We start from the raw sequence: 20368 nt of genomic DNA, 5'->3' as shown, positions 1-20368 counted from the left end.
ACAATGGATAAACACGCACAGCAACAGCTGGAATCCTTCCGTAATCTGGCCCGTAAAATCAAGAGTTATCATGAAGCCATTGGTTTGCTTCACTGGGATCTGCGCACAGGCGCGCCGAAAAAAGGCGTTCCGACACGTTCGGAAACGCTTGGATTGTTATCTACCGAAGCATTCAAACTGCAGACTTCAGTGGAGATGAAATCCTACCTGGATACCTTAACAACTCCAGCGGTACTGGAACAACTGGAAGATACAGACCGCCGTCAGGTGGAAGACTGCAAAAAAGAGTATGATCGCAGTCAGTCGGTACCACCCGAGAAAGTGCAAGCATATACCGTGCTCACAGCCAAATCAGAGACAGCATGGGAAGATGCCAAACATAACAGTGATTTCGCTGGATTTTCGCCCTATCTTACGGACATTGTGAAGCTCAAACAGGAGTTTATTGACTACTGGGGCGTGAAAGATACGCGTTACGATACCCTTTTGGACATGTATGAACCGGAACTCACGGTAGAAAAGGTAGATGCCGTATTTGCCCGTCTCAAAGCCCGTTTGGTGCCCTTGCAAGAGAAGATCAATGCATCGGCGAACAAGCCGAATACGGAGTTCCTGAACCAGCTGTTTGACAAGGATCAACAGGAAAAATTCAGCTTGTTTATTCTGGGACAAATGGGTTATGACTTTGAAGCCGGAAGACTCGATGAGAGTGTTCACCCGTTCGCAACGGGTCTGAATCCAGGTGATGTGCGGATCACGACGAATTATTTGCAGGATGATGTGACAAGTGCGGTCTTCAGTTCACTACACGAAGGCGGACATGCCCTGTATGAGCAAAATATTGACGACAGTCTGGCCGGTACCCTTCTTGCCGAAGGCACGTCTATGGGCATCCACGAATCCCAGTCACGACTTTGGGAAAATATGATTGGCCGCAGCCGTCCATTCTGGACGCGTTATTACAGCGATTTGCAGCAGCATTTCCCACAGTTGAGCGAGGTTGAACTGGAAGACTTCTACCGGGCAATTAATCGGGTGGAGAGCTCTTTGATTCGAATTGAAGCGGATGAACTGACGTACAATCTGCATATCATCATTCGCTATGAAATTGAGAAAATGCTGTTCAACGAAGGTTTGGAAGTCAAAGACCTGCCTGAGACCTGGAATGCCAAATACAAAGAATATCTGGGCATCGTGCCACCAAATGATGGGTTGGGTGTGCTGCAGGATGTACATTGGTCCGGTGGCGACTTCGGTTATTTTGCGTCGTACTCGCTTGGCAACATGTATGCTGCCCAGATTCTACATACCTTGCGTAAGGAAATGCCGGCGTTTGATGCCTTTATTGCCGAAGGTAACCTGATTCCAATCAAGGAATGGTTAACGGACAAGATTTATCGTTATGGCAAAAGCCGCACACCGTCCGAGTTGATTCTGGCCGTAACGGGTGAAGAGTTGAACCCGGATTATCTGGCCGATTATCTGGAAGCGAAATATGCCGAGATTTACAAGCTGTAGGACAGCGATAACATCATTATCCAATGGTTGAAGAGCGGGGCGCATTGGCCCGGCTCTTCTTTTGCATGCAATTCTTAACCTTTTGTTAGGCAGCGGCATATCCATAGTAGAGAGAACAGCTGAAACCAGTGAGGGAGGGAAATACCATGAAATACACGCCCTGGTTCATCCGGGCCATTGTCATTTTGCTCATTATCATTGTGGCGCTCACGAGCTGCAATCAAGAGAAAAATGCAGGCAAAATTACGATTGGTGAGGTCACGCGTTCTGTATTTTACGCACCGGAGTATGTGGCGGTGGCCCAAGGTTTTTTTGAGGAACAGGGGCTTGAAGTGGACATTCAGACGACAGCTGGCGGTGATAAAACGATGGCGGCATTGCTCGCAGGTTCTGTTGACATCGCGCTGGTTGGGGCAGAGACATCGATCTATGTTTATCAGCAGGGAGCGGAAGACCCGGTCATTAACTTTGCCCAGCTTACACAGACAGACGGAACATTTCTGTTTGCCCGCAATCCCGAAGGAAGTTTCGATTGGAATCAATTGAAACAGAGTACTTTCCTTGGACAAAGAAAAGGCGGCATGCCTCAGATGGCAGGCGAATTCACGCTGAACAAACATGGCATTCATCCGCAGAATGATCTGGAGCTGATTCAAAATGTGGATTTTGCCAACATCGCTTCCGCTTTTGCCTCTGGTACAGGTGATTATGTGCAGTTGTTTGAGCCCCAGGCATCCATCTTTGAAAAAGAGGGTCGCGGGAAGGTTGTAGCCTCGTTTGGAACGGAAAGCGGTCATCTGCCTTATACGGTGTTCATGACCAAACAAAGCTACATGAACGACAACAAAGACGTGGTTCAGAAGTTTACGAACGGTCTGCACAAAGCGCAAACGTGGGTAGATTCCCATACGGCTGAAGAGATTGCTGAGGTCATCAAACCCTATTTCAAAGATATCGACCCAGCCATCCTGGTAAGCAGTGTGAATCGCTATAAGGAACAGGGAACATATGCAACGGATCCAATCATTGATGAAGAAGAATGGAATAACTTGCTCGACGTCATGACTGCGGCAGGAGAATTAAAACAGCGGGTGGAGTCTGCAACAATCGTCGATAACTCCTATGCAGAACAAGCGGCATCGAATAAGTAACCAGGTATTCAGGAAAGGAAGTGAGCACATATGCCTGAATCCGAAACGGTGATCAAACTGGAAGGGATTTCGCAAGTTTATGTCAGTGAGCGTGAAGCTTCACTGGTTATTGAAAATCTGAGTCTTCAGGTCAAGCAAGGAGAGTTCGTCAGTCTTGTTGGCCCCAGCGGATGTGGAAAAACCACGTTGCTGTCGATCATCGCCGGGCTGCTCACCCCAACCGCAGGCGAGGTCCAAGTTAAAGGTAAACGCATCGAGGGTCCTTCTGCCCAGATCGGTTATATGCTGCAACAGGATTATCTGTTTCCATGGCGGACCATTCTGGACAATGTCCTGATCGGACTTGAACTGACAGGTACGCTCGATGAACGGAGCCGTGAACGTGCGAGGGAGCTGTTGGCAGGCATGGGTCTCGCTGGCACCGAAGACCAGTATCCTTCCGAGCTATCCGGGGGTATGCGGCAACGCGTGGCGCTGGTACGCACACTGGCTACAGACCCGGGAATACTCTTGCTTGATGAACCCTTCTCTGCGCTTGATTATCAAACTAAGCTGCAATTGGAGGATCTGGTATCAGACACATTGAAGGCGTCCGGTAAAACTTCGGTGCTTGTCACTCATGACCTGTCGGAAGCTATCGCTGTCAGTGATCGCGTTATCGTGCTTGATCGCAATCCGGGCCGCATTCGGCGGGAGTTCATCATCCCTGAGGAGCTGCGGGACGTGCAACCTTTTTACGCGCGGGAGCAGCAAGGTTTCAATGAGCTGTTTCAGGCGTTATGGAGCGAACTGGAACAGTCCGGAGGAGGTGAGAAGAACGGGTGAATCATGCGAATCAGAAGAAGCAGGAAATGCGTGATGACTGGATGAAACAGCTGCACCAAAGTCATATTCAGCAGGTCGCCAGATGGCGTCATAAAGTGCTGGCTGTGCAGCTGTCCATGCTGGTATGTATGTTTTTGTTGTGGGAACTGGCGGGACGACTGCGCTGGATCGACGTGCTCTTGTTCAGTTATCCAAGCAAAATTTTCAATCAGATTGGCAAGGACATTGCCAGCGGGGAGTTATGGGCGCATGTCGGTGTAACCGTTGGGGAAACGGCAGTTGGTTTTTTGCTGGGGACACTCGTCGGAACGCTGCTTGCGGTCCTGATCTGGTGGTCTCCTTTTTTGTCCAAGGTGCTTGATCCTTACATGGTTGTATTTAACAGTATGCCGAAGGTAGCGCTGGGTCCGATTTTTATTGTCATGTTTGGTGCCGGTTTTACGGCGATTGTTATGACGACCTTGTCAATTACGGTGATTATAACAACACTTGTTGTGTATAACAGCTTCAATGAAGTGGATCAGAATTATATTAAAGTCATCCGCACGTTTGGTGGCGATCGCTCCGAAATTTTTACCAAAGTGGTATTGCCCGCTTCCTTTCCCGCCATTGTCTCTACCCTAAAAGTAAACGTGGGTATGGCCTGGGTTGGGGTGATCGTGGGTGAATTTCTGGTCGCCAAGCAGGGGCTGGGGTATCTGATCATCTATGGATTCCAAGTGTTTAATTTCACTCTGGTTTTGTCAAGTTTATTGATTATTGCAGCGGTAGCGACAGCGATGTATCAACTCGTTGTTTATGTAGAACGCAAGCTGCTGGCAGGACGCAGGTAATCTTGCAAAGTATGCATGTGTAAAAGAGTGCTTTACGATATGTATACAATTTCACAAGAGGTGTCACGTTGCCCGAACCCGTAAAATCAAGTACCATACTAATACGAATATTCCGCGCAGTCCGGAATGAATGCGACGATTGGAGAAGAGGGCCTAGAGGCTTCCGTCGCATCAATCAAATTGCCAGCGTCCCTCATCCGGGGCGTGTTATTGTGACCGGCATGCATGCGCATGTCGGTTGATGCCGTTTACTGGGCATTGTGTCCAAAATGATATGCAATTCTTTCGCTACATTCTTTTTTTAGTGGAGATGAAATGGTTTGTGGCAGGATGAGTAATACTAGGGAATGATATGCGAAAGTCGTTCTACTGGTATTGGACAAGCGATCATGTGGAGAGGTGTGACTCGCTTGCTTTGACATTTTTGCAGCTTAGAGGAGAGGAATGTTAGATGGGTTTTAGGGTAATAAAAACCGCAATAGCCGCGCTGATGGCCGTGCTGATTGCGGACTGGTGCGGCTTGCCTGGACCAACATCGGCGGGTTTGCTCGCCATTCTGGGCGTGGACGTAACTCGAAAAAGAAGTATTCGTACCATTTCTGCCCGATTCTTCGCTTCCGTAGTGGGGCTTTTATTTGCAAGTGTACTTTTTCACTTTCTCGGCTTCCATTACTGGGTGCTGGCGGTCTACATACTGATTGCGTTTCCGGTTATTGTCCGGGCAGGGTTCAAGGAAGGTATTGTGACGGGGTCTGTCGTAGTGTTTCGGGTATTTGGCGGCGGAGAAATGGACGTACATGTCGTTCTGGTACAAATTGGATTGCTGTTAGTTGGCCTTGGTTCCGCGATGGTGGTCAATCTGGCCTACATGCCGGCTGCTGATCCGCAGATGCTGCGTATCCGCAAAAGGATCGATGAATTATTCTCCGTCATCTTCAAGGAATTTGCAGCCACGTTGCGAAATCCCAACGAAGTCTGGGCAGGAAAAGAACTGATTGAAGCCGACAAGGCTGTCCTTGGCGGCATTGAAGCAGCCAAACGTTCATTGGAGAATCAGGTCATCCACCCGAATGAGGGCTGGAGTGTTTACTTTTATATGCGCAAAACGCAGCTGGATTCCATCCAGCATATGATGCATCTGGTCTCCCAGATCTATCAGAAGATGCCGCATGCGGAGATGGTGTCAGAGCTGTTTGATCAGCTTAGCCAGGATGTGTTGACCGAATCTTACACGGGACGAACCGAAAAACTTCTCGCAGATGTGCAGGAAGAATTCAGGCGAATGGATCTGCCGGATACAAGGGAAGAATTTGAGATTCGCTCCGCGATTCTCCAGCTGTGCCGGGAACTCGCGCTGTATCTGAAAATCGCGAAGAAGGACAAAGCGCCGTCCCCAATTACGGACCGGTCCCAATCTACAAACGAATAATAGAAAATAGTTGTCACCCTAGACGGATGCCCTGCATACACTTGTAGTGAATGATTGTATGGAGGAGGTTTAAAGATGTCATTGAGTCATAAACATCAATGTAGAGAGATCATCACGAAGGCGATCTGCGGCAAAGGTCGTAAGTTCTCTACCGTAACACATACCGTGACTCCGCCTAATGGTCCGACCAGTATTTTGGGGGCTTGGATTATCAACCACCAATATGAAGCTGTATCAGCGGGGGACGGAATTGAAGTTATTGGTACTTACGATATCAACATCTGGTATTCCTATGACAAAAATTCGCAGACGGATGTAGCCAAAGAAACAGTGTCGTATGTAGAACATGTGCCTTTGTCCTATCTGGACCCGAAACACCGGACTGCCACAGTAGAGGTATCTGCGGATGCAACGCAGGAACCGAGCTGTGTGGAAGCCACGGTGTCGGCAGGTGGAGGCAGCGTAATTATCCGGGTGGAACGGGAATTCGCTGTAGAGCTGGTCGCCGAGACTAAAGTTTGTGTGAAAGTGTGCACGGATGGTTGTGGAGATTACGAAGACAAGGATTATGACTTTGGCAGTGGTGATGGAGATTATGACGATCTCGATCCCGACCTGCTGGACGATGAACTGTAATTTCATCGCACTAGAACGATTAGTTAGGGTATTATATGCGCCGGAAGCGGCAACGAAGAGGGCGCAAGCCCTCTTTTTTCATAATTATTATTTATAGGATCTACGAGGCTCCTGGATGTACGTTGAAATACCTCTCGAAGGAAGGCTCCACCTTGTGGAGTTGTTTTCGTTTTGGGGCGATGGGGAAGGAGGGACAAGATGAATGTGACAGAAGAGGCTGAGGAAGCGGTGCGCCGATATGAACGCATGCTCCCTAGGGAACGGACCGATCGCCTGAAGCGATCCGGCATTGAAGTGATGTCCTCGCAGAGCAGGCGTGCCCGAGAGTTGGGCCTGCGTGTACGTTACGATGTGGAGATATGCTGCCTGCAAGCGATCCGAATCAAACGCAGAGATACCAGCGGCATGGGTGGAGCGCAAGAAAGTGTGCTGGACCCGGATGCTGCTTCGACGTTGTTCAAACGCATTGAACGGCTTGCCGTCAAAACATTGTACACAGTCGGACTGGATCACGGAGCTGTAAGATTGGAGGCTACAGGGAAAAGCGGCTGCGCTGTCGTCTCGATTGATCCGAGACCTTGGAAGGGCATGACCGACCTCTCTGCCATGTACCGTGCAGGCTGGAAACAGCTTCAGTCTGAACTGGATGAAGAGCGGCATCGGAATACAGCACCTACACTTGGAATGGACCCCGAGTTCCTGCTTGTGCAGATGCCTGAATCCAAAATCGTACCGGCTTCCCGATTTCTGGAACGTACAGGTGTAGCAGGCTGTGATTCCGTGACAATCGGCGGACGGCGAATATATCCGGTAGCGGAACTACGCCCAGCGCCCAGCTCCGAGCCGCGTGAACTGCTGGCACATCTGATGAGGGCCTTTGCGGTAGCCTCACGCAGCATTAGCGACCATTCGCTGATTTGGCAGGCAGGGGGGATGCCCCAGCGAGGACTGCCGCTTGGCGGACATGTTCATTTCAGTGGCGTGACACTGAACGGTGAACTGCTGCGTGCCTTGGACAATTATCTCGCATTGCCGCTTGCCATTCTTCAGGACCCGCGAGGTTCAGGGAGACGCCCGCGGTATGGGGCACTGGGTGATTTTCGGCTGAAATCCTACGGTGGATTCGAATACCGCACATTGCCGAGCTTTCTGGTATCTCCTCTGGTTGCCAAAGGTGTCGTAGCTCTGGCTGGTCTGATTGCTGGTGGCTATAGTAAACTCCGTCAACGTCCATTGGCGAAGGAGGCAATCCATATGGCCTTTTATGAAGGGAACCGCGAAATAATGCAGGCACCTATTTCAACCCTGCTGGATGACCTGACACAAATGGATGATTATGAGCGCTACGAACGTTATGCGGCTCCTTTAATTACCCAATTAAGACAGGGGAGGACATGGGATGAGAGTCGGGATATACGTAAACTCTGGAATATTCGAGCAGGTTCATGAAGAGTGGGCACTTTTTTGGTATAATGAGAATTAAGACAATTTTGATTATCGTTATGGGAGAAATGGAACAGCAACCTGTGAGGGAAGCGGCGGATGGCCGAAACATGAGGCGGAGGCACAAATAAAGTGCCTGACCGCCTTATTGCTCCTTCCGGGTCAGCGCCTCTTCCTGACATCATAGGAGCGGATGGAGGATACTCATGGCTCAGTATACGCCAATGATTCAACAATATTTGCAAGTGAAGGCCGAAGCGCAGGACGCTTTTCTTTTTTTTAGATTAGGTGATTTCTATGAAATGTTCTTTGAGGATGCGGTCAATGCGGCCCGTGAGCTTGAAATTACATTAACAGCACGCGCAGGCGGGGGAGAAGATAAGATCCCGATGTGTGGCGTGCCTTATCATTCGGCTGACAATTACATACAGCGCTTGATTGAAAAAGGATACAAGGTAGCCATTTGTGAACAAATGGAAGATCCAACCGTAACCAAAGGCATGGTACGACGCGAAATTGTACGAGTCATCACGCCCGGAACAGTTATGGAAGGCAAGACATTGGGGGACAAGTCCAACAATTATATGGTTTGCCTGACGGGGAACCAGAACACACTTGCACTAGCTGCCTGTGACTTGTCTACCGGGGAGCTCTACGTGACCTCTGTCCCATACTCCCAGGAGTGGCTAAAGGATGAGATCGGGATCTATGAACCCTCGGAACTGGTGGGGGATGCGGCGTTACTGGATACAGTTGCTACCCAGGCATCTCCAATCGGCCGTCCTGTGGTCTATACGCCGTGGACAAAGAGTAAGGAAGATCTAGTGCGGCAGCAATTCGGCGAAGCGGTATGGGCACGTCTGGAGCCTGAGCGTCAAGCTTGCATTGCACGCCTCTTCTCCTATTTAAGTGAGACACAGAAACGCTCCCTTGGACAGCTGACACAGGTTTCAACGTACGAGCCGGATCATTTTATGATTCTCGACCCGTTTACTCGGCGCAACCTGGAACTAGTGGAAACTGTCCGTGAACGTTCCAAAAAAGGTTCGTTACTGTGGTTGTTGGACCGGACAGAGACGTCCATGGGTGCCCGGATGCTGCGACGTTGGGTCGATAAACCTTTGCTGCAAAAAGGCAAAATCAATGAGCGGCTGGAAGCGGTAGATACGCTGTATAACCAGTTTATATTGCGGGAGGATCTGCGTGCAGAACTCAAAGACATCTACGATCTGGAACGCCTGGTGGGCCGCATTGCCTTTGGTAACGCCAATGGTAGGGATCTGAATGCGCTGAAGATGTCATTGGACAAAATTCCGGGGCTCCGTCAGTATTGTGCAGATTCTCCATCCACGACGTTACAGCATATTGCTGGCATTATGGATGATTGTAGTGATCTGCGTGATGCAATCGGTGAGGCTATCGTTGATGAGCCGCCAGTGTCCGTGAGAGATGGAGGCTTGATCCGTGAAGGATATCATGAGCGGCTGGATGAACTCCGGGAAGCTTCGGTGAATGGCAAACAGTGGATTGCAGAACTGGAAGCCAGAGAGCGTGAAGCGACTGGTATCCGCTCGTTGAAAATCGGTTACAACAAAGTATTTGGGTACTATATCGAAATTACCAAGTCGAACCTGGCTTCTCTGCCGGAAGGGCGTTATGAGCGGAAGCAAACACTTGCCAATGCGGAGCGTTATATTACGCCAGAGCTGAAAGAGAAAGAGACACTGATTCTTGAAGCTCAGGACAAAATGGTTGATATTGAATACGGCTTGTTCGCGGAATTGCGGGAACGGCTTAATCAGGAGATCGCCAGGCTGCAGAAGTTGGCTGAACTGGTCGCGGAGATTGATGTATATCAATCGTTTGCCGTTATCAGTGCGGAACGTAATTTCGTACGGCCTACATTAACCGATGGTTACAATCTGGTTGTGGAACAAGGTCGTCATCCGGTGGTTGAAGCCGTGATGCGAGACGGAGCTTTTATTGCCAATAATACAGCCATGCGCAAGGAAGAGGCTCGAATTCTGCTGATTACCGGTCCGAATATGGCCGGGAAAAGTACCTATATGAGGCAAGTGGCGCTGATTTCGATTCTGGCGCAGATCGGCTGTTTCGTGCCAGCTGGACAAGCTGAGGTACCGATCATGGATCGCATTTTCACACGGATTGGTGCGGCAGACGATCTCATCGGCGGACAGAGTACGTTTATGGTCGAGATGGCCGACATTCAGGTCATGACAGATAAGGCAACACCGCGCAGTCTGATTATTATCGACGAATTGGGACGGGGGACGTCCACCAGTGAAGGCATGGCGATTGCGCAGTCTGTGATTGAATATGTGCATGATATCATTGGCTGTAAAGCGCTTGTATCCACACACTTCCACGAGCTTGCTCATCTGGAGGAAAGTCTGGACAAGCTGGCGAACTACTCCATGGCCGTTCAGGAGAGCGGGGACAAGGTTAATTTCCTCCGCAAATTGATTGCCGGGGCTGCCAGCAGCAGTTACGGAATTTATTGTGCACGACTTGCAGGTCTGCCGGATAGCATCATCGAGCGGGCAAATGGATTGCTGCATGGTTTTGAGCATGCCGCAGCTCAAGTTGCCGTTGGAGGTGAATTTGCCGGGAATGACAAGCGACAACTGGATGAACAAGTTCATGGCGTGGAGTTTCAGTCTACAGACCATTCCTCATTAATACGGGAACATGAGACTGAGGAGAAGGTTGACTTCGCTGTTTTAATTGAGGATTCATCAGACCAGCAACAAGCCCATAAACCAGCCAGCAAGAAGCAGACAGGCTCCAAACATGCAGATGTGGTTCAACTGTCCATCTTTGGTGATGACGAGCCTAGTATAGCTCCGAAATCGGATGTAGTTGCAGTTGACAAGCCTGCCCGGGAGTTTATTCGCAATATGAAAGATATTGATGTGATGAACATGACGCCGCTTCAGGCGATGCAGATATTGAATGATCTTAAATTGAAGGCACAGCAATTATCCTGAGTATAGGGGAGGGGAAAACCTGTGGCGAAAATTCATGTGCTTGATGAACATATTGCCAACCAGATTGCGGCAGGTGAGGTGGTTGAACGACCTGCTTCAGTCGTTAAGGAGTTGCTCGAAAACTCGGTGGATGCAGGCGCCTCCAAGATTGATGTTACGGTGGAAGAGGGCGGGCTGCTTCGTATTCGGGTTAAAGACAATGGTTCCGGTATCGAACCTGAGGATATGGAAAAGGCCTTCTATCGTCATGCAACCAGTAAAATAGCCCATGGTCGCGATCTGTTTCAGATCACAAGTCTTGGATTCCGGGGAGAAGCCTTGGCGAGTATCGCCGCTGTCTCCAAGGTGGAAGTGTTATCGGCCAGCGGCAATGACGGGCGAGGGCGCCGAATCGTGATTGAGGGAGGCAAACTTCTCTCACATGAGGATGCAACCTCACCCCAAGGCACGGATTTTGAGGTGAAAGAGCTATTTTTCAATACACCAGCCAGGCTTAAATATATGAAAACGATCCAGACCGAGCTGGGACATATCTCGGATGTTCTCTATCGCATGGCCATGTCCCATCCTAACATCTCGTTCACGCTGCGTCATAATGAAAATACGCTGCTTCAGACACTGGGCAACGGGGATCTGCTGCAAGTGGTTGCAGCGATCTATGGTACAAGTGCTGCCAAAGCCATGCTCCCCATTCAGGGAGAAAGTCTGGACTATCGTGTGAGCGGGCTAATCAGTCTGCCGGAATGGACTCGTGCTAATCGTGGCGGCATGTCAACCATTCTAAACGGACGATATATTCGGAATTATGGGCTCAACCAGGCTATTCTGAAGGCGTATCATACCTTGCTGCCTATTAATCGGTTTCCACTTGTCGTAGTGCAATTGGAGATGCACCCATCCCTGGTCGATGTGAATGTGCATCCGGCGAAGCTGGAGGTTCGTTTCAGCAAGGAAGCGGAGCTGTACGAGTTTATAGAAACAACACTGCGTGGAATATTACGGAAGGAAGTACTCATTCCACAGGTAACCAAGCAGCAGATCAGACGTGGAGATAATAGCTCCTTTATTCAGGAACAATTTCTTTTCCCAAGAGGGCCGCTAAAGGACGAAGCTGAATCCGCAGGTTATGGGCAATCGGGTCCTTTAGGGAAACGTGCTGAACCCGGTAACATGAACCCGGAGGATGATGATCTGGATTTGGATGCTCCGGCTGATGTGCAGTCAGGTACTGATGGGAACATGGAGGGTCAGACGCTGCCTTTGCCCGAGCCTCCACCCGAGCTTCCGCCAACCTACAGTCCATTCGGGGTGTTGAGCGGAGACTCAGGATCTAATGTTCTGAAGTATAATTATAGTGATAACGAAAGTTCCCATAGCGATCCAGCTTCAGCTGGGAGTGGAAGTAACGGTGCTGCTACAGATGGTGTTTCGCAGGATGCCATACCTTCAACTGTGGATAGTAGACCATCTGCTTCGCAGCCTCCGGCTCCTGACTATCGTTCCAATTCGGTGGATTCTCCGGTTAGAGAAGGACGTTCATCTTATAACCCATCTGCGGCAGGTACAAAAGGAGAGCGAAGCTGGAAGGCTCCACGTTTACCGGACCCAATTAGGCTGGCATCTGCCGTTAAATCGGATGTTTCCATGCCTGCGTTTCCCGAACTAAGTCTGATTGGGCAGCACCATGGAACGTATTTGATTGCACAAAATCAAGATGGTCTATATCTGATCGATCAGCATGCCGCGCATGAACGGGTGAATTATGAGTATTACTACGAGCAGTTTGGCAGTCCGGCTCAGGCGTCACAGGAACTGTTACTGCCCATTACGCTGGAGTTCACTCCTTCCGAGACCGAAAAGCTTAAAACCAGACTGGCTTGGTTCGAGCAGGCAGGTGTGTACTTGGAGCATTTCGGCGGGCAGACCTTCAGGGTGCGTTCCCATCCGTTCTGGTTCCCAAAAGGGGATGAGAAAGACATTATTGAGGAGATGGCAGAATGGGTTCTGAGCGAACGTAGTATTGATGTTGCCAAGATGCGAGAAGCGGCATCCATTATGTGCTCTTGCAAGGCTTCCATCAAAGCCAATCAGAAACTGACGGATCAGGAGGCGGAAGTGCTGATTCAGCGTCTTGGTTCATGCCGTCAACCATATACTTGTCCACACGGGAGACCAATTGTGGTTTCATTTTCAACCTATGATCTGGAGAAATTGTTCAAACGGGTCATGTAGCTATTTAGGAGGAAGTTATGTATATTACAACCGGTGAAAAGGAAGCAGGCCACCTTGTGGAACGTGCGCGAAACCTTGCGGAAACAACGGGAGGCACCTATATACCACGCAAAAAAATGTCTTTACCTACACTGATTGCACATTATGGGATAGATGAGGTTGTTGTTGTGCTTCAGGGTAAAGTTCGTTTGTTTCGTCCGGATTCACCGCTGCTTGAGTTTCACCCCAGCATGGGATTTGTACGCGCCAAACGTGTGTTAAGGGGAGAGGCAGACCCAATGCTGGAAGCGGGAGCTGTGCTTGAAGGAGATACCATTATCGATTGTACTGCCGGACTCGGCACCGATGCGTTGGTCTTTTCGGTGGCGGTGGGCGAAAGTGGTCGGGTCATCGCATGTGAGAGCTCCCTCCCGCTGTACACACTATTAGTAGAAGGCATGTCTCAATATGAAAGCATTAAGCCTGCGGTAAACGAAGCTTTCCGGCGCATTGAGCTGCGTCACGCAAATCATCTTGATTTGCTGCGTTCCATGCCCGATCGAAGCTGTGATACGGTCTATTTTGACCCGATGTTCCGTGAACCGATGCTCGATTCAAGTGCCATCCAGCCTTTGCGGGATTATGCGAATCCAAGCGCACTGGATGAACAGAGTATTATTGAAGCGAAACGGGTTGCCCGCAAGCGGGTAGTTATGAAAGAGAAGCGCGGCAGCACGGAGTTTACGAGACTCGGCTTTGAGGTGCACGACCGGGGCAATGCAAAAACACTGTACGGAGTGATTAATGTTGAAAGTGGAAGTTAAACCGAAGCTGCTTGTGCTGGTCGGACCGACAGCTGTAGGCAAAACGAGAATGAGTATTGAGCTTGCACAAGCCTTCAATTGTGAAATTATTTCGGGGGATTCGATGCAAGTATATCGCGAAATGGATATTGGAACGGCCAAAATTACTCGTGATGAAATGAAGGGTGTACCCCATCACCTCATTGACATCCATGAACCGGAATACCCCTATTCTGTAGCTGAGTTTCAGGAGAGCTGCACACGTCTGATTGAGGAAATCCATGAGCGCGGCAAATTGCCTTTTATTGTTGGTGGCACCGGTCTGTATGTTGAATCGGTATGTTACGGCTTTCAATTCTCGGACAGCGGCTCGGATGAAGCGTTTCGAAATGAACAGTTCCGTTATGCAGAGCAACATGGCCCGCAGGCGTTACATGATAAGCTGAGGGTCATTGATCCGGTTAGTGCAGAACGACTGCATCCGAATGACCAGCGCCGAATTGTTCGAGCACTGGAAATCTACCACCTCACAGGTGAGAAGTGGTCCGAGCAGCTTGCTTCCCAAAAAAAGGAGTCTCCGTATGACCTGCTTATTGTGGGTTTGACGATGGATCGTCAGAAGCTGTATGCCCGAGTGGAAGAGCGAATTGATCTGATGATCGAGCAGGGTCTGGTAGATGAGGTCAAGTCTTTACTGGAGCGCGGGGTAGCGAGGGGGCATATCTCCATGCAGGGACTCGGCTATAAGGAAATTGCGGCTTATATTCAGGGTGAAGTAAGCTGGGAGGCTGCGGTAGAGTGGCTAAAAAGGGATACACGCCGTTTTGCCAAGCGGCAATTGTCCTGGTTCCGTCATATGAAGGACATTGAATGGGTGGATATGACGGATACCACAGATTTTAATGGAAATTATACTCAGGTATGTGAGATGATTACACGCAAGTTTGGCTGAATATAGAAATTGCCTTTCGCAACCAATATTTAGGACTTTAGAGCCTCTATCTTTTGAAATAAAGGTAGAGGTTCTTTATTTTTTTAGGAAAAGGATGTCATTAAGAGAGGGGATAACTGGAGTCGTATACAATATTAGTTACTTTCGCAATTGCGGGTCTAATGGCCCTAATCTGGGTATTTATTTAATGTTCAAGACCAATATCTACTTGAAAATTCTGATTCAAGGATAGAATAAAAACGGCAAAATATTCCGTTATCAAGGAATAGGGAAAACCGTTAGAGACCAAGAAGAAAAGAAGAAGAGCTTTGGGAAAGTAAGAATTTGTCCCTCTTTTGCAATTTTGACAAGCAGTGTATAATGGATAAGTCTTCTAGTTGCAAGCGAAGCTCACACATAGCTGCAAATAGCAGGCAAGGGGTTTTTGTGGATTATATGAAACTGTTCATGATATAATAGCACGAAAGCTACTCAGCGATATTGAATATTACTTAAACATGAATTCAAATGAACCAATGGGGGTACGGCTAATGAACAAGTCCATCAACATCCAAGATACGTTCTTGAACCAACTGCGGAAAGAAAACATTCCAGCTACGGTCTATCTGACCAATGGCTTTCAAATCCGCGGAACGATCAAGGCATTTGACAATTTTACGATCGTCATTGACAGCGACGGACGCCAGCAAATGGTCTACAAGCACGCCATCTCCACGTTCACGCCGCAACGCAGCGTATCGCTGATGCAGCAAGATAACAGCGGCGAAGCTTAAAAAAAGTCGAAACCTTTTTATCAACCATTTCGTCTACAAGTATAGGAATTGAAGCAGAGCAACCTAATAAGGGTTGTTCTTTTCATTCCGGGCAAAATAAGCAAATACCAGCTTGCGCCAACAGACGAATAGAAATTATGCATCCGAAAGGGAGTCAGGAGGTAACATGCCAAACGATCCGTTGTCGAGGTCTAACAATCGCAACAGCAATAACAAGTCAACCAAAAAAGCGAAGCCAAAGACTTCTAAAAAGAAAAAAATTACGGGTAAACGCGTTGGATGGACATTGTTTTTTACCATGGCAATCGCCATATTCTGTGCACTTGGCGGATATTTATTTATTATGGTGAGTGGTGAAAAACTGCTCAAAGCCAATCTGGACAAAACAACAATCAATGAAACTTCAAAAGTATATGACCGTAATGGACAGCTAATGGGTGAGTTATCCATTAAAAAGCTGGAGCCGGTAGAGAGTGACGCTATTCCGAAATTGCTCAAGGAAGCTTTTGTTGCTACAGAGGATAAACGTTTCTACGAGCATCAGGGTGTGGATATCTGGTCCATCGGACGGGCGGCAGTAAAAGATGTCATGGCCCGCTCCATGGTGGAGGGCGGCAGTACGCTGACCCAACAGCTTGCAAAAAATATGTTCTTGTCTCGTGACAAGACATTCTTCCGTAAAGCTACGGAAGTTTCCATTGCGATGGCATTGGAGCGCAAATACACAAAAGACGAGATTCTTACGATGTACTTGAACCGGATTTTCTTCGGTCATCAGCGTTATGGGATTAAGGCTGCATCTGAATTTTATTTTGGGGAAAAAGATTTGAACCGGCTTGAATTGTGGGAGATTGCAACCCTGGCAGCCATGCCTAAAGGGCCATCTGCTTACAACCCGCTGAGTAATCCTAACGATTCCAAAGCACGGCGTGGTGTGGTATTGCAGCTGATGTACGAACAAGGCTACATTACCAAGGCGGAAATGGATAAAGCCAAAGCAGTCGATTATAAATATACACCACCTGAGAAAGAGCAAAAGTACCAAGCCTTTATCGATTATGTTCTTCGTGAAGCTGAAAGTGTGTCAGGTAAAACGGAAGATGATCTGAATATTGGTGGATACAAAATTTACACGACGATGGATGCTCAAGCTCAAACCGCGATGGAGAGCGCGTTCTCGGATGATAGCCTGTTTGAGTCAAGCAAAGATGATCAACAGGTTCAAGGATCTATGGTAATCATGAACCATGAAAATGGCAGTCTCGTTGCTTTGCTGGGCGGACGGGATTATCAAACGAAGGGCTATAGCCGGGTAACACAGAGCCGCAGACAGCCTGGATCGGCATTTAAACCGATTGTGTCTTATGCGCCGGCTCTTGAATCAGGGAATTACAATGCAAACTCAGCTCTCAGTAATGAAAAGCAATGCTTTGGGAATTACTGTCCGGGTAATTTGCATGGGTATTCTTCAACCATTAGCATGACGGATGCCATTACGAAATCGGAGAATATTCCGGCAGTATGGCTGTTAAACAAAATTGGTGTGAACACAGGTGTTCAATTTGCAAAAAGTGTAGGTATCCAGCTTACAGATGAAGACAAAAACCTGGCGATTGCGCTGGGAGGTCTTAGCAAAGGAACAAATACGCTGGAAATGGCGCAAGCCTACAGTGCTTTTGCCAATTTGGGTGAGTACCAGAAGGCATATGCCATTAAGGAGATTAAGGATAGTTCCGGGAAAACGACTTATAAACATGACAAATCAGACACAACGCGTGTGATGAGTGAGCAAAATGCGTATTCCCTGACTCAGATGCTGCAAAACGTAGTCAATGACGGTACGGGTCGTTCAGCACGTCTGGATCGACCGGTCGCTGGTAAGACGGGAACCGTTCAAAGTGGTATTTCCGGCAACAGTGCCAACCGTGATGTTTGGTTCGTCGGATACACGCCAGAATGGACTGCAGCAGTATGGATGGGTTATGACAATCCGGATGCAACCCATATGCTCAAGAATAGCAGTAAGCTGTCAGCAGCGTTCTTTGCCAAAGTTATGGGGGATGCGTTGAAAGGCGTTCCTGTGAAGGACTTCAAAGCTCCAGCAGGAGCCCAGACACCTCCGCCGGAAAAAGAACCAGAGAAACCAACGCTTTCAGTGAGTGGTTTGAATGGTGCTTATGATCCATCTACACAAACGGTATCGTTGAATTGGTCTGCAACAGGGGATTCATCGACACAGTATCGGATTTACAGAAAAGAAACATCTGAAGGACAGTTCACGCACCTCATTGATGCGGTTGGTTCGACCAGTGCGCAGGATCTAAGTGCTCTTCCTGGTCTCACATATGAGTATTATGTGACGGCCTATGATCTGGCTTCAGGACAGGAGACGGATCCTTCCAATACGATATCGCTGATGATTGAAGCGGAAGAATTGGAACCGGAACAGCCAGATCCGGGCACGGAGCCAGGAACAGGACCGGACACAGGACAGCCAGGAACAGAAAATCCGGACAACGGTTCGCCGGACAATGGAAATTCTGAAGGTAACAATGGCAATGGCAATGGGAATGAGAATGGTAACAATGGTAACGGCAATACCGGTAACGGTAATGGGAATAACGGCAACAACGGTGGACCGGGTCAAGGTAATGGTCAACCGGGAGACGGAAGCACTCCGCCAGGACAGGGAACAACAGATCCTGGTACAGGAGAGGATTCGGGTGATGGTTCCGTATCAACACCGGGTGAGGTAGTTACACCGGATAGTGGGAACAATGGTAATGCTGGAGAGACTGATGCCCCGGTAGATGCTCAAACCGGAACTGGTGGTTAAAAGAAAGATATAGTTTTACCTGTAAGCCTGCTTCCCGAAATTTCGGCGAAGCAGGCTTTTTTGTTTTTAAAGACATCTGTAAATAGACTGGAATCTGCTGAGTAGTGGGACAAAGCTTGATTTTGAGTGTATAACTTAAATATGGTAAGCTGTAACTATTCGTAATACGTTGTGCAAAGCGGATCCAGGAACTGATGGAGTCGGTAATGCGGACGTTATTCGCTGTTCACCAATATCAGCAGGTCACGGACCTGTGGTCGGCAAAGAGGGGTTCGTATGAAACGGAAATTCGGGGACCGCGCGAACTGGCGCCGGATTACGAACCGACAATTTACATGCCGGTTCGTTCAATCCAAAATTTTCACAGGCTACATTACATTGTACACGATACAAGATTTAAAAGAGCCATTGTGGAAAACCTATGGAGGAAGCACCTTCTGCATTGCAGATAAAGGCTATTCCTGGTTGCAGTATTATCCCAAAGGAGAACATTTTGTGGTTACGGCCATGTTTGATGATCAGGAGCGGATTGTTGAGTGGTATATTGATACATGTCGCAGCCAAGGGATTACCGATCAGGGTGTTCCTTGGTTTGATGACCTTTATCTCGATGTCGTCGTCCTGAAAGATGGAGAAGTATTTTTGCTGGATGAAGATGAACTTGAAGATGCGCTTTCTCGTAAGCATATTACGACGGGGGATTACGACCTGGCCAATCGGACAGCCAAGGACTTGCTGCATGCCATTGATGCCCATGTGTTTCCTTATTTCCAATTGTCGCTGAAGCATCGAAAGACCTTGTTCGAAAACGGAGAATTCAGAAAAAATATCCATATTTGATTCATGATCAACGCGTCTTAGAATTCTTCGTCATCCTTCTAATATTAGAGCAACTGATAGAATACATTAATAATCAGGAGAGTTCAGCCCGATAAAATAGAGGTGATGGCGAATGAACGGACGGGTCATGGCTGCAGGAGGGCAACCGGGAGGCAGACCATCCAGACAAATTAATGTTGTTTTGCGTAACCAGGAGCCTCAGATGCTGGTCAAAGAAGAAGAGACGGCAATCCAGGCAGCAAAAGGGTTAGCCAAGCATGCGCATTTTCAGGAGATACAAGGTGAATTGGAGCAGTTGGTTGGGCTTGAAAATATCAAGGATTTGGTATTCGAAATTTACGCTTTCTTACAGATTGCCCAGATGCGTACCGAAGCAGGACTGCTAAGTGGAGCGCACGTGTATCATATGATTTTCAAAGGCAATCCGGGAACAGGTAAAACAACAGTAGCGAGGATTGTGGCAAAGCTGTTTCAGAAGATGGGTGTGCTCAGCAAAGGGCATCTAATTGAAGTGGAACGAGCAGATCTGGTTGGAGAATACATCGGACATACGGCGCAAAAAACGAGAGATTTGGTCAAGAAGGCATTAGGGGGAATCTTGTTCATTGACGAGGCATATAGTTTGGCTCGCGGTGGGGAGAAGGATTTTGGAAAGGAAGCTATCGATACACTTGTAAAGTCCATGGAAGACAATAAAAATCAATTCATTCTTATCCTCGCAGGGTATTCGGAAGAGATCGATTTTTTTCTGCAGACGAATCCGGGGTTGCCTTCCCGTTTTCCGATTCAGGTTGAATTTCCAGATTACAGTATTGATCAGTTAATTCAGATTTCCGAGATTATGGCCAAAGAACGTGATTATATTCTAATGCCGCAGACCATACTCAAATTAAAACAGCATCTACTCCAGGAAAAAAATGAATCTCTGCATGCGTTCAGCAATGCACGATATGTCCGAAATGCCATTGAACGCTCCATTCGCCACCAGGCAGTTCGACTATTGGAGCAGTATACTCAGGGGAATCCGGGAAAACTGGAGCTGATGACCATTCGTACAGAGGATTTGAAGTTTGAGCAAAAGTAAGCGATAATATAATTTTTGAAGCAGCC

General features: G+C 48.3%; 15 protein-coding genes. All 15 read left to right on the top strand.

The features are described 5' to 3' along the window. The first annotated feature begins 3 nt into the window (after positions 1-3). The 15 genes from JNUCC31_RS01730 to JNUCC31_RS01660 all read left to right on the top strand — a co-directional run bounded on the left by JNUCC31_RS01730 (position 4) and on the right by JNUCC31_RS01660 (position 20342). Complete coding sequence (locus tag JNUCC31_RS01730) at positions 4-1518, top strand: carboxypeptidase M32 (protein WP_192267990.1); 1515 nt, start codon at positions 4-6, stop codon at positions 1516-1518. 146 nt (positions 1519-1664) lie between these two features. Then, positions 1665-2669 (top strand): ABC transporter substrate-binding protein, encoded by a 1005-nt coding sequence (locus JNUCC31_RS01725; protein ID WP_192267988.1) that lies wholly within the window; start codon positions 1665-1667, stop codon positions 2667-2669. A gap of 30 nt (positions 2670-2699) precedes the next feature. Further along, a complete protein-coding gene (locus JNUCC31_RS01720) occupies positions 2700-3494 on the top strand; it encodes an ABC transporter ATP-binding protein (RefSeq protein ID WP_192267985.1) in 795 nt (264 codons plus the stop codon). Between the two features lie 41 nt (positions 3495-3535). Then, complete coding sequence (locus JNUCC31_RS01715) at positions 3536-4327, top strand: ABC transporter permease (protein ID WP_379383089.1); 792 nt, start codon at positions 3536-3538, stop codon at positions 4325-4327. Between the two features lie 451 nt (positions 4328-4778). Further along, positions 4779-5756: an aromatic acid exporter family protein gene (locus JNUCC31_RS01710; protein WP_062328193.1), complete on the top strand. Its 978-nt coding sequence runs from the start codon at positions 4779-4781 to the stop codon at positions 5754-5756. Between the two features lie 75 nt (positions 5757-5831). Continuing rightward, positions 5832-6392 carry an outer spore coat protein CotE gene (locus tag JNUCC31_RS01705; RefSeq protein ID WP_192267983.1) on the top strand — a complete coding sequence of 187 codons (561 nt, stop codon included), beginning with the start codon at positions 5832-5834 and terminating at the stop codon, positions 6390-6392. A 198-nt stretch (positions 6393-6590) separates the two neighbouring features. Next, on the top strand, positions 6591-7841 hold the full coding sequence (locus tag JNUCC31_RS01700; protein ID WP_192267981.1) for a putative amidoligase domain-containing protein: 1251 nt from the start codon (positions 6591-6593) through the stop codon (positions 7839-7841). 200 nt (positions 7842-8041) lie between these two features. Next, positions 8042-10843: a DNA mismatch repair protein MutS gene (gene mutS / locus JNUCC31_RS01695; RefSeq protein WP_192267979.1), complete on the top strand. Its 2802-nt coding sequence runs from the start codon at positions 8042-8044 to the stop codon at positions 10841-10843. A 21-nt stretch (positions 10844-10864) separates the two neighbouring features. Next, positions 10865-13075: a DNA mismatch repair endonuclease MutL gene (mutL, locus tag JNUCC31_RS01690; protein ID WP_192267977.1), complete on the top strand. Its 2211-nt coding sequence runs from the start codon at positions 10865-10867 to the stop codon at positions 13073-13075. A 17-nt stretch (positions 13076-13092) separates the two neighbouring features. After that, positions 13093-13878, top strand: a complete 786-nt coding sequence (locus JNUCC31_RS01685; protein WP_192267975.1) for a class I SAM-dependent methyltransferase — start codon at positions 13093-13095, stop codon at positions 13876-13878. Further along, a complete protein-coding gene (miaA, locus tag JNUCC31_RS01680; RefSeq protein ID WP_192267972.1) occupies positions 13859-14809 on the top strand; it encodes a tRNA (adenosine(37)-N6)-dimethylallyltransferase MiaA in 951 nt (316 codons plus the stop codon). The genes JNUCC31_RS01685 and miaA overlap by 20 nt, the downstream gene beginning before the upstream one ends. A 530-nt stretch (positions 14810-15339) precedes the next feature. Next, positions 15340-15582 (top strand): RNA chaperone Hfq, encoded by a 243-nt coding sequence (gene hfq / locus JNUCC31_RS01675; protein WP_017687918.1) that lies wholly within the window; start codon positions 15340-15342, stop codon positions 15580-15582. Between the two features lie 166 nt (positions 15583-15748). Then, positions 15749-18418, top strand: a complete 2670-nt coding sequence (locus tag JNUCC31_RS01670) for a penicillin-binding protein 1A (RefSeq protein ID WP_192267970.1) — start codon at positions 15749-15751, stop codon at positions 18416-18418. A 276-nt stretch (positions 18419-18694) separates the two neighbouring features. After that, positions 18695-19258, top strand: a complete 564-nt coding sequence (locus tag JNUCC31_RS01665; RefSeq protein ID WP_062328169.1) for a ribonuclease FAU-1 family protein — start codon at positions 18695-18697, stop codon at positions 19256-19258. Positions 19259-19370: 112 nt separating this feature from the next. Next, on the top strand, positions 19371-20342 hold the full coding sequence (locus JNUCC31_RS01660; RefSeq protein WP_192267968.1) for an AAA family ATPase: 972 nt from the start codon (positions 19371-19373) through the stop codon (positions 20340-20342). Positions 20343-20368: the final 26 nt, after the last annotated feature.

This window comes from Paenibacillus sp. JNUCC-31 (assembly GCF_014844075.1).
Lineage (GTDB): Bacteria > Bacillota > Bacilli > Paenibacillales > Paenibacillaceae > Paenibacillus.
This window is presented reverse-complemented; position numbering and strand designations above follow the sequence as displayed.

Coding starts and splice junctions, on each gene's coding strand:
- JNUCC31_RS01665 (WP_062328169.1), top strand. CDS start 18,695: ATGAAACGGAAATTCGGGGACCGCGCGAACTGGCGCCGGATTACGAAC.
- mutS (WP_192267979.1), top strand. CDS start 8,042: ATGGCTCAGTATACGCCAATGATTCAACAATATTTGCAAGTGAAGGCC.
- JNUCC31_RS01685 (WP_192267975.1), top strand. CDS start 13,093: ATGTATATTACAACCGGTGAAAAGGAAGCAGGCCACCTTGTGGAACGT.
- JNUCC31_RS01660 (WP_192267968.1), top strand. CDS start 19,371: ATGAACGGACGGGTCATGGCTGCAGGAGGGCAACCGGGAGGCAGACCA.
- JNUCC31_RS01715 (WP_379383089.1), top strand. CDS start 3,536: ATGAAACAGCTGCACCAAAGTCATATTCAGCAGGTCGCCAGATGGCGT.
- JNUCC31_RS01730 (WP_192267990.1), top strand. CDS start 4: ATGGATAAACACGCACAGCAACAGCTGGAATCCTTCCGTAATCTGGCC.
- hfq (WP_017687918.1), top strand. CDS start 15,340: ATGAACAAGTCCATCAACATCCAAGATACGTTCTTGAACCAACTGCGG.
- JNUCC31_RS01700 (WP_192267981.1), top strand. CDS start 6,591: ATGAATGTGACAGAAGAGGCTGAGGAAGCGGTGCGCCGATATGAACGC.
- JNUCC31_RS01725 (WP_192267988.1), top strand. CDS start 1,665: ATGAAATACACGCCCTGGTTCATCCGGGCCATTGTCATTTTGCTCATT.
- JNUCC31_RS01720 (WP_192267985.1), top strand. CDS start 2,700: ATGCCTGAATCCGAAACGGTGATCAAACTGGAAGGGATTTCGCAAGTT.
- JNUCC31_RS01670 (WP_192267970.1), top strand. CDS start 15,749: ATGCCAAACGATCCGTTGTCGAGGTCTAACAATCGCAACAGCAATAAC.
- JNUCC31_RS01705 (WP_192267983.1), top strand. CDS start 5,832: ATGTCATTGAGTCATAAACATCAATGTAGAGAGATCATCACGAAGGCG.
- JNUCC31_RS01710 (WP_062328193.1), top strand. CDS start 4,779: ATGGGTTTTAGGGTAATAAAAACCGCAATAGCCGCGCTGATGGCCGTG.
- miaA (WP_192267972.1), top strand. CDS start 13,859: ATGTTGAAAGTGGAAGTTAAACCGAAGCTGCTTGTGCTGGTCGGACCG.